The sequence below is a fragment of the Actinomadura chibensis NBRC 106107 genome (assembly GCF_001552135.1).
GTDB classification, from domain to species: Bacteria; Actinomycetota; Actinomycetes; order Streptosporangiales; family Streptosporangiaceae; genus Spirillospora; species Spirillospora chibensis.
On the sequence record NZ_BCQP01000050.1, the window covers coordinates 100876 to 111275 of the forward strand.

Annotated in this window: 14 protein-coding genes; 11 read left to right on the forward strand and 3 right to left on the reverse strand. The window is 70.8% G+C overall.

The window, feature by feature from the left end:
- Nucleotides 1-158 precede the first annotated feature (158 nt).
- On the forward strand, nt 159-701 hold the full coding sequence (locus tag ACH01S_RS28285; RefSeq protein WP_083981230.1) for a lytic polysaccharide monooxygenase auxiliary activity family 9 protein: 543 nt from the start codon (nt 159-161) through the stop codon (nt 699-701).
- A gap of 206 nt (nt 702-907) precedes the next feature.
- Nucleotides 908-1351 carry a DUF305 domain-containing protein gene (locus tag ACH01S_RS28290; RefSeq protein ID WP_148344404.1) on the forward strand — a complete coding sequence of 148 codons (444 nt, stop codon included), beginning with the start codon at nt 908-910 and terminating at the stop codon, nt 1349-1351.
- 133 nt (nt 1352-1484) lie between these two features.
- Here ACH01S_RS28290 and ACH01S_RS28295 read toward each other — a convergent pair whose 3' ends face one another.
- A complete protein-coding gene (locus ACH01S_RS28295; RefSeq protein WP_218010428.1) occupies nt 1485-2501 on the reverse strand; it encodes a chitinase in 1017 nt (338 codons plus the stop codon).
- A gap of 381 nt (nt 2502-2882) precedes the next feature.
- Here ACH01S_RS28295 and ACH01S_RS28300 point away from each other — a divergent pair, with 381 nt between their 5' ends.
- Entirely contained in the window at nt 2883-3455 is a 573-nt protein-coding gene (locus ACH01S_RS28300; protein WP_067898102.1) for a sigma-70 family RNA polymerase sigma factor, read from the forward strand.
- Nucleotides 3452-4195, forward strand: coding sequence for an anti-sigma factor family protein (locus ACH01S_RS46210; RefSeq protein ID WP_067898105.1), 744 nt, complete (start codon nt 3452-3454; stop codon nt 4193-4195). The genes ACH01S_RS28300 and ACH01S_RS46210 overlap by 4 nt, the downstream gene beginning before the upstream one ends.
- Before the next feature lie 197 nt (nt 4196-4392).
- On the opposite strand, the gene ACH01S_RS28310 is transcribed toward ACH01S_RS46210, so the two are convergent.
- Nucleotides 4393-5409 (reverse strand): CHRD domain-containing protein, encoded by a 1017-nt coding sequence (locus ACH01S_RS28310; RefSeq protein ID WP_067898107.1) that lies wholly within the window; start codon nt 5407-5409, stop codon nt 4393-4395.
- Between the two features lie 176 nt (nt 5410-5585).
- Between ACH01S_RS28310 and ACH01S_RS28315 the strand changes: the two genes are divergently transcribed.
- The 7 genes from ACH01S_RS28315 to ACH01S_RS28345 all read left to right on the forward strand — a co-directional run bounded on the left by ACH01S_RS28315 (nt 5586) and on the right by ACH01S_RS28345 (nt 10007).
- On the forward strand, nt 5586-6035 hold the full coding sequence (locus ACH01S_RS28315; RefSeq protein ID WP_067898110.1) for a COG4315 family predicted lipoprotein: 450 nt from the start codon (nt 5586-5588) through the stop codon (nt 6033-6035).
- 127 nt (nt 6036-6162) lie between these two features.
- Nucleotides 6163-6366: a sigma factor-like helix-turn-helix DNA-binding protein gene (locus tag ACH01S_RS44625; protein ID WP_169809365.1), complete on the forward strand. Its 204-nt coding sequence runs from the start codon at nt 6163-6165 to the stop codon at nt 6364-6366.
- Nucleotides 6363-7016 (forward strand): anti-sigma factor family protein, encoded by a 654-nt coding sequence (locus ACH01S_RS28325; protein WP_067898117.1) that lies wholly within the window; start codon nt 6363-6365, stop codon nt 7014-7016. Before ACH01S_RS44625 ends, ACH01S_RS28325 begins: the two co-directional genes overlap by 4 nt.
- A gap of 221 nt (nt 7017-7237) precedes the next feature.
- Complete coding sequence (locus ACH01S_RS28330; protein WP_067898120.1) at nt 7238-7615, forward strand: hypothetical protein; 378 nt, start codon at nt 7238-7240, stop codon at nt 7613-7615.
- A gap of 336 nt (nt 7616-7951) precedes the next feature.
- Nucleotides 7952-8293, forward strand: coding sequence for a nucleoside triphosphate pyrophosphohydrolase (locus ACH01S_RS28335; protein ID WP_067898122.1), 342 nt, complete (start codon nt 7952-7954; stop codon nt 8291-8293).
- Nucleotides 8294-8418: 125 nt separating this feature from the next.
- Nucleotides 8419-8991 (forward strand): RNA polymerase sigma factor, encoded by a 573-nt coding sequence (locus ACH01S_RS28340; protein WP_067898125.1) that lies wholly within the window; start codon nt 8419-8421, stop codon nt 8989-8991.
- Nucleotides 8992-8993: 2 nt separating this feature from the next.
- Nucleotides 8994-10007, forward strand: coding sequence for a CU044_5270 family protein (locus tag ACH01S_RS28345; protein WP_067898128.1), 1014 nt, complete (start codon nt 8994-8996; stop codon nt 10005-10007).
- Between the two features lie 228 nt (nt 10008-10235).
- On the opposite strand, the gene ACH01S_RS46930 is transcribed toward ACH01S_RS28345, so the two are convergent.
- Nucleotides 10236-10400 (reverse strand): tectonin domain-containing protein (locus tag ACH01S_RS46930; protein WP_502687058.1); only part of this gene is annotated, 165 nt, incomplete at its 5' end.

The window sequence follows — 10400 nt, forward strand, 5'->3', positions numbered from 1 at the left end:
CTGCCTGCAAGATCAACAATATTGGTCCCAACCGATACAGGATGGCCCTTAAGAGTGCTTTCCATTCGGGCTAACCCTCCCTTATGGATGGTTTTCGTACTGTCTGTCGACCGGCCGCCGGAAATCCCCTCGGCCGGACGGAGAAAGGGAAGGCATTCATGCGAAGGATCATCGCGTACCCGCTCGCCGCGCTCACGGCCGCGGCCTCGACGATCGTCGTCGCCGGGCCCGCCTCGGCGCACGGCTACGTCTCCTCGCCGCCGAGCCGCCAGGCGCTGTGCGCCGCGGGCGCGGTCGCCGACTGCGGCGCCATCCGGTTCGAGCCCCAGAGCGTGGAAGGACGGAAGGGACTGCGCCGCTGCGACGGCGGAGTCGGCCGGTTCTCCGTGCTCGCCGACGAGAGCCGCGGGTGGTCGGCCAAGAACGTCGGCACCACGGCGACGTTCACGTGGGTCCTCACGGCCCGCCACCGGACCACGACGTGGGAGTACTTCGTCGGCGGCACCCGCGTCGCCGTCATCGACGACGGCAACAGGCAGCCCGCGGCGGTCGTGACGCACAAGGTCGACCTGAGCAGGTTCCCGGGACGCCGGACCGTCCTCGCGGTGTGGAACATCGGCGACACGCCGAACGCGTTCTACAGCTGCATCGACCTGAACGTCGGCGGCGCCGCGCGCGGGGCGCCCGCGAAAGCGGCATGACGGGCGCCCCCGCGGACCGCAGTGACCGACCCACCGCATCCGTCCCGGACCGCCCCCTCGCCGGAACCCGCCGTCGACACCTGATCGCCGGGACGCTCCTCGCGTCCGCCCTGCTCACGGGGTGCGGCACGGGTCCGAAGGCGAGCGGACCGGCGGACCCCGCGCCGGACAAGAGCCCGGCGGCCCGGTACAACGCCGATGACGTCGTGTACCTGCAGATGATGGTCGAGCATCACCGGCAGGCGCTGGAACTGCTCCGCCCCGCCGCCGAACGCTCCCGGCGCAAGGAGATCAGGAGCCTGGCCGCCGCCGCCCGGCGCGACGAGACGGGCGAGCTGCGGCAGATCACGTCCCGGCTCACCGCGTGGTCGAAGCCGACCACGCTCGGTGGGCACACGCCCGAGCACGCCTCTCACGGCGCCGGACCGGCCACCGGCGCCAAGGAGATCAAGGCTTTGGAACAGGCTGACAAGGCCAGTTTCGAGACCGTGTTCCTGAATCTGTTCATCGGCCACCAGCATGGCGCGGTGGAGATGTCACAAAGGGAAATCAAGGAGGGGGCCGATCCCGCGACCAAGGCCTACGCGAAACAGGTCGTGCTGAGCACGACCGGTGAGATCAGGCAGATGCTGAAACTGCTCAACGGCTGATCTCCGGGACCCCGGGCGGCCGCCGTCTCCCCCCACTCGCGGGCGGCCGCCCGGCTCCGGTGACACCCCCGCCTCAGATCTCGCTGAACGCGTTACGCCAAGGCGCGGTCGATCGCGACCTCCTGAGCACTGCCTAGCCGACGAACGCCTTGCTGTAGGCGAACGGCTGCTGGTCGACGCTGCTGCACGTGGCGTCGGCCTGCGGCTTCGCGCCGCCCGGGCACGGCTTGTCGCGGTTCGCCGACCACATGGCCGTCCACGCGAGGCCCTTCGCGGACGCGAACGCGGCGACCCGCGCGGCGTCGGCCAGCGTGAAGGTCTCGGTGACGACGTCGTTCACGCCGATCATCGGCGTGACGGCGAGCCGGCTCCACGCGGACCGCACGCCGAGCACCCCGCGGAGCTGCGCCTCGGTGGACGTCGCGGCCTGCACGGCGAGGTCGCCCATCGCCGAGGACGGCGGCCCGTAGTCCATCGCCATGATGTTGACCGCGTCGATCGCCACTCCCTGGGCCTTGGCGTTCGCGACCAGGTCCACGCCGGCCTGCGTGAGTCCGGTCGGCAGGACCGGCAGCGTGAACGAGACCCTGAGGTCTGGGTGCCGCTTCTGCAGCGCGGCGATGGCCTGCGCCCGCCGCGTGTTGGCGGCGGTGTCCGGGAGCGCGGCGCCCTCGATGTCGAAGTCCGCCCGCTTGAGGTCGAACGCGGTGACGACCTTGTCGTAGGCGGCGGCGAGCGCGTCCGCGCTCGTGCAGGCGAGCCCGAGTTCGCTGCCGGACGCGCCGCCGAACGAGATGCGGATGTCGCCGCCCGCGGCGCGCAGCGCGTTCGCCTGGTTCGCGACCGGGTTCGCGTTTAGGTCGGTGACCCCGCCCCACTTCGGCGTGCATCCGCCGCCGGCGGTGACGAACGCGAGCGTGAACGCCTTGACGCCGGTCTTCTTCGCGGTGTCCACCAGGTCGAACGGCGGGAAGAGGCTGCCGTCGACGTACGGGGCGAATTTCGGTTCGGTGTTCGCGACGCGGTCGGCCTGGACCTGAGACGAGCCGGGTGCCGTGGGAATCTTCCCATTGGCGATGAACGCGGTGACGCCGAGGCCGAGCACACTGATCAGGCCGGCGGCGACATACTGGATGCGAGGACGTTTCATGACGCCGAAGCTAAGGTCGCGCCAGCGCGCCATGTTCGCGATTAAGGCGGATTTAGCTTCAAGTTATGTCGATATCGAGCGGCGGGACGGCGACCGGGTCCTCGATGGGGCTGGGGTTCGGCGGGTTGTGGGCGCACATAATGTTCGATTCGGGTTTTGGTTTCTGTTGCCCATAATTGCGTTTAAGGTGGGCGGACGGTCGAGGTTCCTGGGTAATGCGCAGGTCAGGGTGGGTTTGGTGCTTTGGTGGGGGCGCTGGACTCCGAAGGGAACCTTAAGAAAGTCTCAAATCCGTTGAACCAGATGTGCGGCCCGACTCGTACGTCCTGCTGATCGCCCGTTCCTCTAGGGCCTACCCCTCAGACCCGGAGACGCTTGGCCATGGCTTCATCAGGAACCACCGGCGGGTTTCGGAACGTCGTCCGCTTCCCCCGGCCCTCACCCGACAGCGATGACGAACAGATCGCCGCGGAGTTGTACCGCGAGTACCACCGGCCGCTGACGTCCTTCGTCGTGCGGCTCACCGCGGGCGACCGGCAATGGGCTGAAGACGTCGTCCAGGAGACCTTCATCAGGGCGTGGAAGAGCGCGGACCGGCTCGACCCCTCGGCCGGCTCCCTGATGCCCTGGCTGGCCACGGTCGCTCGGCGTATCGTGATCGACAATCGGCGCTCCCGGGACCTTCGGCCGCCCGAGGTCGGTGACAAGGCCCTCGCGCACCTGCCCATCGCGGACGAGATGGAAAGTCTTTTGCACAAGGTGGTCGTGGCGGAGGCGCTGAACGCGCTTTCGGCCCCTCATCGAGATGTGCTGACCGAGACCGTGCTGCGCGACCGTTCCGTCAACCAGGCCGCGGAAGTGCTCGGCATTCCGGTGGGGACGGTCAAGTCCCGCGTTTACTACGCGCTGCGCGCGCTGCGCGTCGCTTTGGAAGAAAGGGGGGTGACGGCATGACCTCGCAGGTCGAGCACACCGATGTCGGCGCCTACGCCTTGGGCCTTCTCGAAGAGGACGACCGTCGCGCGTTCGAGGCGCATCTCGAACAGTGTGCCTCATGCGCGGCCGAACTCCGAGAATTGAGCGGCATGGCCGGGTTGTTCTCCGGCCTCGACGAGTTCACCGAAGCCGTCCACGACCTGGACGCCGACGGCGGTGGGGCCGGGACCGCCCCGGAGCGGCCCGCGGACGGGCCGATCGATCTCGGGCGCCGACGGCGGCGCGCCGAGCGCCGCCACCGGCGCGGGACATACGTGATCGGCGCCGCGGCGGCCGCCGCGCTGATCGCCACCGGCGTCAGCGTGGGCGCCGGGATCGGCGACGACGGTCCCGCGGAGGGCGGGCACGCGCACAGCCCGGCCCAGGCGCTGGTCGTCTCCGGCGAGCGCCACTCCGGCTCCGACGCCAGGACGGGCGCGAGCGGCCTGGTGGGGCTGGAGGCCAAGACCTGGGGCACGCACGTCGGGCTGGAGTTGAAGGGCGTCCGCGGGCCGCTCGAATGCCGGCTGGAGGCGGTGTCCCGCACCGGTCGGCGGACGGTCGTCACCGGTTGGCGGGTCCCCGCGAAGGGCTACGGCGTGCCCGGCTCGCCCGCGCCGCTGATCACCCACGGCGGCACCGCGATCCAGCGCGAGGACCTCGACCGCTTCGAGGTGAAGATCGAGGGGGGCGGAACGCTGCTCACCATTCCGGTCTGACCCCACGTCCGGCAGAGCGCTCGGCACGGTGACCACACCGTGCCGAGCTTTTCTCTTCCCGCTCCCCCGACGATGGGACGAGCCGCCTGAGTAGCCAGAGGCCCGGCGGCGGCCGCGCGAACGTGACCGCCGCCGGGCACGGGAGAAGGCCGGGGCGGGGAGTCCTCCTCCGCGCCCCGGCCCCGTCCGGCAGCGGGTCAGCCGTTGAGCTGGCCGCGGACGGCGCCGCCCGGGAACTCGGTGCTGTGGATGTTGGCGTACCAGTTGCGCGGGTTGGCGCGGACGCCCTGGACGACGCTCGGCTCGACCCCGGTGGCGGTGCCCGCCACCGCGAAGATCGTGCCGGGCACGGCGGTGGTGACCAGGTCGGCGGCGACCGGGCCGTTGGTTCCGAACCCGCCGCGGTGGAGGTGGGCGAGGCTCGGGACGACGCCGATCCAGGCCATGGAGAACCGGAGCGAGCCGGTTCCCGCCGGGCGGACGAAGGCGATCGCCCGGCCGTCCGGGTCGCCGACCGCGGGGCCGCCCTTCACCGGCACCTCCTGGTCACCGGACATGAAGGCGCGCCGACCGCCGGTCTTGAGCAGCCGCAGGACGTCGCGCCTGGCGCCGAGCGGCGCGAGCTGCGCGCGGACGGCGCCCTTCGGGTTCTCCTTGGTGTGCAGGTTCACGTACCAGTTGCCCGGATGCGCGCGCAGGCCGTCCGCGATCGTGGGATCCGCGACGGTGACGGCGCCCGCCGCCGAGGTCACCGTCGCCGGCATCGCGCTGGTGAACAGCGGCACCGCGACGTCGCCGTTGACACCGGCCGGGCCCCGGTGGATGTGCCCGAGTGTCGGGGCGGTGATCCCGGCCCAGTCCAGGGCGAAGGTCACCCGGTCGCCCTGGACGCGGAGCAGGGCGGTGCCGCTTCCGTCCGCGTCGCCCGCCGAGGCCGGGACCTCGTTGGCCCCGGAAAGCCTCGCCACCAGGAACACCGGCTTGTTGCGCGCCTTGTTCACCGCGGGACTCCGCCCGTCCTGCGGCCGCTGCCCGCTCTGGGTCGGCGCGGGCCGCGCCGAGGCTCCCGGGGCCGCGCCGTGACCGGCCCCGTGGCCCTCGTCCTGGACGGCGGTGGAGCCGGGCGTCGGGTGACCGTCCGCGTGCGCGGGGACCGTCCCCAGCAGCGCCAGCGAGACCGCCGTGATCGGCAATGAGATGAGGCTCTTGCGCATTGGTGGTTCCTTCGGAGTGAGTGAACGTGCGTCTGAGGTGCCCCGGTGTACGACGAGATCTTGAAGCCGGGTTCAACCGAAGAAAGAGGAATTGGATTGAACCCGCCCCGGTCCGCTCAACGTGTAGCGGGGCGGTACGTGCAATCCATTCCAGCCCACCCAAAGGGAGCATTCTCATGCGCGCACGTTTTGTTCTGCTCGGTGCGGTCGCGATCGTCGGACTCGCCGGTTGCGGCGGGTCCGACAAGGGTCACGCGGAAAAGAGCGAGGACGTCGCCGTCAAGGTCAGCCGGTCCGAACTCGGGCCGATCATCACCGACCGCTACGGACGGGCCCTGTACGCCTTCACCAAGGACAGGGCCGGGACCAGCGTCTGCGAGGACGAATGCATCGCCACGTGGCCCGCGCTCGCGAGCAAAACGAAGGTCTCGCCCGGTCAGGGGATCGACAAGTCGCTGCTGAAGAATTCCCAGCGGTCAGCGGGCACCTTTCAGGCCACCTATGGGGATTGGCCGCTCTACTACTACGCGGGCGACGAAAAGCCGGGCGACCTCGGCGGCCAGGGCGTGGACGACGAATGGTTCGTCGTCGGCGCCGACGGCAAGCTCGTCAAACAGGAAGCGTGACGACCGCTCCGGGGTGATCCGGTACGACGCGCAAACCCGCGAAAACCTGGCGGATCATCCTTGCGCGTCGTATCGTCAGGGGCGGTTCACGCCGCAGAGCGGCGCGCTCGGCGGGTGGGAGACTGTCGTGAGCACCGTCCTGGTGGTGGAATCCGTCCGAGCGCTGTCGGCCGCTCACCGCGAGATCCTGAACGAGACGGTGCTCAGCGGCCGCACCGTGGACGAGGCGGCCGAGGTGCTCGGGATCCCCGTCGAAACGGTCAAGTCACGCGTCTACTTCGCGCTTCGAGCGCTGCGGGTCGCCCTTGAGGAGAGAGGGGTGACGGCGTGACGGCCGGGGTCGAGCACAGCGACGTCGGGGCTTACGCGCTGGGGCTGCTGTCCCCCGCCGACGCGAAGACCTTCGAGGGCCACCTCGCCGCCTGCGAGCGGTGCGCCGCCGAACTCCCCGGCCTCCGCGGCGCGGGCGACCTGCTGACCGGGCTCGGACCCGTGCGGGACGACGCCCCGACCGACCCCGGACGGCAGCGACGCGGGCTCGGACGTGGCGCCCGGCGCACCCGCCTCCTGCTCGCCGCCGCCGCTGTGCTCCTCTTCGCGGGCGGGGTCGCCGTCGGGACGACCCAGCGCCACGGGTCGGTCCCCGCCGACCTGCGGGGCTGGGGCGAGATCCGGTCGGCCGACGACGCGAAGTCCGGCCTGGCGGCCGTCGTGGCGATGCAGGAGAAGGGGTGGGGCACGCATGTGGCCCTCGACCTGGGCAACCTCACGGGTCCGCGCACCTGCCGCCTGATCGCCGTCTCCACCGAGGGCGAGGAGCGCGAGGTGACCGGCTGGGTCGTCCCGGCGACGGGATACGGCGCGATCGGCTCGCCCGACCACCTCCAGGTGCACGGCGGGACGGCGATCCCGCTCGGCGACATCGCACGCTTCGTCGTCCGAGCCGACGGCGCCAGAGACCTCCTGAGCATCCCCGTCTGATCTTCCGCCCCGTCCCGATTCACGGCACCAGACGAAACGCGAGCAAACCGCAGCCGCAGCTGGGAACGGGACAATTCCCTACCGCCGACCGACCGGCATCACCGATCAAAAAAATTGGTCGATAAAGCTGAACCAGTTTGATCGGGTCCTCGTACTCCAGGGCCCACGGAGGTCGCACGGAGACCGCGATCTTCGGCCTTATCAGGAATCGAGGAGAGGTAATGTCCGCAAGCAGTTCCCCGGCCCGCCGAATCACCACCTGCGCCGCCCTCGTCGGCGCCGCCGCGGCCATCGGACTCGGCATGGCCTCCGCGGCCGACGCCGCCGCCCCCGCCAAGGTCACCGTCAAGGTCACGCAGAAGGGCAACTACACCGCCGCGATCTGCGTCGGCGACATTCTGGAGGCCCGGTGCGCCGACAACGTCGGCAAGGGCCAGACCAAGACGTTCACGGTGGCACCGCCGAAGGGCACGGCGGTCAGCGTCAGCGTGATCGTCAAAGGCGGCGGCTCAGCCGACAAGTCGGTGGTGAGCAACAAGACCCAGCTCAAGTTCCAAACCGCTGGCAGCAAGGCAAAGCCGGTCGTGAAGCAGGTTTGATCCGCTAGGTCGAATACCGGCCCGTTCTCCGGTCCCGCAACCGCCCCGCGGTTGCGGGACCGGTTTCCTTATGCGCACGCCGCCTTTATCGCGAAGTATCGACGCGTGAAAATGACACCAGGCGGAGATAGGCGGATTTCGGCATGCGGTCGCAACGCTCACGCTCGTGGAGCCGAGGGCCGACCGTGTCCGGGGCGGTGGGCTCAGGATGGGTTGCGGACTCCTACGGGCGGATTCCATACGGTCGGGAGTAGTTCTGTCGCGCTCCGGTAGGCCCGTCGGAGGGTGGCGTGCCGGGCGGTCCACGCCAGCAGTATCGGGCAGGAGGGTGACACTTTGAGCCAGCGGCGAACGATCGTCTACGGCAAGCTCGTCCGTGACCGGATCCCGGAGATCATCGAGGCCGGGGGCCGAACGGCGAAGGTCCGCGTCCTCGCCGAGGCGGAGCTGGTCGGCGCGCTGATGGCCAAGCTCGCCGAGGAGACCGAGGAGCTGCGGGATGCGGCGCCCGACGAGCGGCTGGGGGAACTGGCCGACATCCACGAGGTGCTGGCGGCCCTCGCCGAAGCGCACGGCTTCTCCGATGAGCAGGTGCGGGAGGCGGCGCACCGGAAGCGCGCCGAACGCGGCGGCTTCAGCCGCCGCCTGTGGCTGGACGACGTGACCACACCGGAGTAAAGCGCGCTCCAATACAGCCGTGGGCTGCCCTTCGGCGTGAAAGCGATCCGGGGGGCGAGCGGAGTAGAGGTGACGACCATCCTCCCGGAGGTGCGCATGACGGACCCCACCGAAAGGGCGGTAGCGTGACCGCCCCACCCGACACGGCCCCGACGGACGCGGATCTGCTCGCCGCGTCCGTCCACGACAGCGACCGCTTCACCACCGTCTACGACCGGCACTACGCCGACGTCCACCGCTACGTCGCCGGACGCCTCGGCCCGCAGACGGCCGACGACGTCGTGGCCGAGACCTTCCTCGCCGCGTTCCGCCGCCGCGCCGCCTTCGATCCGTCCCGCGGGTCGGTCCGGCCCTGGCTGTTCGGCATCGCGACCAACCTCATCGCCCAGCACCGCCGCACCGAGACCCGCCGCTACCAGGCGCTCGCGCAGGTCGGCGCGGACCGCCATCCCGGCGGCCACGACGACCGGGTCGCGGCCTCGGTGTCGGCCGAACGGCTCCAGCCGTCCCTGGCCCGCGCGCTCGCCGCGCTGTCCCGCGAGGACCGCGACGTCGTGCTGCTCAAGGCCCTCGCCCAGTTCACCCACGAGGAGATCGCCGACGTCCTCGGCATCCCCTACGGCACCGTCGGGTCCCGCCTGAACCGGGCGCGCCGGAAGCTGCGCGCCGCACTGCCCGCCGACACGGAAGGACCGTGACCATGGACGAGCTGCAAATGATCGCCACGATGCTGGACGAGCCGCCCACGCCGGAGGGCGAGGCCGCCGTCCGTCACCGCCTCCTCGACGGGATGCGCGAGCCCGAGCGGCCGACGCGGCGCGCCTGGCGCCGTCCCGCCCTGTGGAGCGGCCTCGGCCTGACCGCCACCGCCGCCGCCGTCACAGGGGTGGTCGTCCTGTCGTCCGGGACGGGCCCGCGCGCGCCCGACCCCGGCCGCGGGCCCGCCGCCCGGCCGATGTCGGCGAAGACCGTACTGCTCGCCGCCGCCGAGCACGCCGAGGCGGCACCGGCCACCGGCCGGTACTGGCACGTCCTGGAGGTGCAGTCGAGGGCCTTCTACAACGAGCGCGGAAAGTACTGGACGCTCGGGCAGCAGTTGATCGGACAGTGGAGCCGCCCGGACGGCCGGTCCTGGACCGGATACCGGGGGCTGGGCGCCGTCCCCATGTCCGCCAAGGACGCGCCCGCCTTCCGTCGCGACGGCTCGCCCGACCCCAACCCCATCTCCCCCGTCCTCGACAAGGACACCAAGACCAAGACCTTTCTGGTCTGCGACAGCGACCTGACGTTCAAGCAGGTCCAGGCCCTGCCCGCCGACCCCGGCGAGCTGAGGAGCGCGCTGCGGCGGGCGATCCCGCGCGACCACCGCACCGCGGGCCGGACCGCGGACGAGGTCGTGAAGAACTGCGCGACCGACCTGCTCAGCTTCGTCCCCGCGTCCCCGAAGGTGCGCGCCGCCGCCTACCGGATGCTCGCCGCCATGCCCGGGGTCACCGCCCTCGGCGAGGTCACCGACGAGCGCGGACGCAAGGGCGTCGGGCTGCACGTGCGGGTCCTGCGCGGAGTCACCGAGACCGTGATCATCGACCCGGGCAGCTCGCTCGTGCTGAGCACCTCGCGCGCCGCCCCCGACGTCCCCGGCAAGGTCGAGAAGGTGCTGTACCTCCAGGTCGGCTGGACCGACAGCGCGCCGAGGATCCCCACCCTCCCCTGACCGTCTCCGCGAAGGTCGATGGCGTGTCGCCCTGACGCGCGACGTACCAGTAATGGATGAGCACCACGGCGGCCCACGGCGAGACCAGGTGACCATCCCGGCGAGCCAGGTGTCGAGGGTGTGCGCGAAACAGAAGGCACGCCAAGGGGCCGGAAGAGCAGCGCAACGCGCTGTTTCCGGCCCCGTCTTCGCGTGGCGTTCAGGTGGGAATTCCCGCACCTGGACGAGTCAGCATGTCCGGCGGTAGATGGAGCCGCCGTTGCCGATGACCCAGGGCAGACCCGAGGGGTCGACAGTGATCTGCGACGCCTCGCCGTCGATCTGAACCCAGGCGCTGCCGTTCCACCGGTAGATGGAACCGCCGCCACCGATCACCCAGGCCGTGCCGTCGCC

Bases quoted from the DNA above. Each gene is read 5' to 3' on its own strand.
- ACH01S_RS28285 (WP_083981230.1), top strand. From the start codon at position 159: ATGCGAAGGATCATCGCGTACCCGCTCGCCGCGCTCACGGCCGCGGCC.
- ACH01S_RS28295 (WP_218010428.1), bottom strand. From the start codon at position 2,501: ATGAAACGTCCTCGCATCCAGTATGTCGCCGCCGGCCTGATCAGTGTG.
- ACH01S_RS28300 (WP_067898102.1), top strand. From the start codon at position 2,883: ATGGCTTCATCAGGAACCACCGGCGGGTTTCGGAACGTCGTCCGCTTC.
- ACH01S_RS46210 (WP_067898105.1), top strand. From the start codon at position 3,452: ATGACCTCGCAGGTCGAGCACACCGATGTCGGCGCCTACGCCTTGGGC.
- ACH01S_RS28310 (WP_067898107.1), bottom strand. From the start codon at position 5,409: ATGCGCAAGAGCCTCATCTCATTGCCGATCACGGCGGTCTCGCTGGCG.
- ACH01S_RS28315 (WP_067898110.1), top strand. From the start codon at position 5,586: ATGCGCGCACGTTTTGTTCTGCTCGGTGCGGTCGCGATCGTCGGACTC.
- ACH01S_RS28330 (WP_067898120.1), top strand. From the start codon at position 7,238: ATGTCCGCAAGCAGTTCCCCGGCCCGCCGAATCACCACCTGCGCCGCC.
- ACH01S_RS28345 (WP_067898128.1), top strand. From the start codon at position 8,994: ATGGACGAGCTGCAAATGATCGCCACGATGCTGGACGAGCCGCCCACG.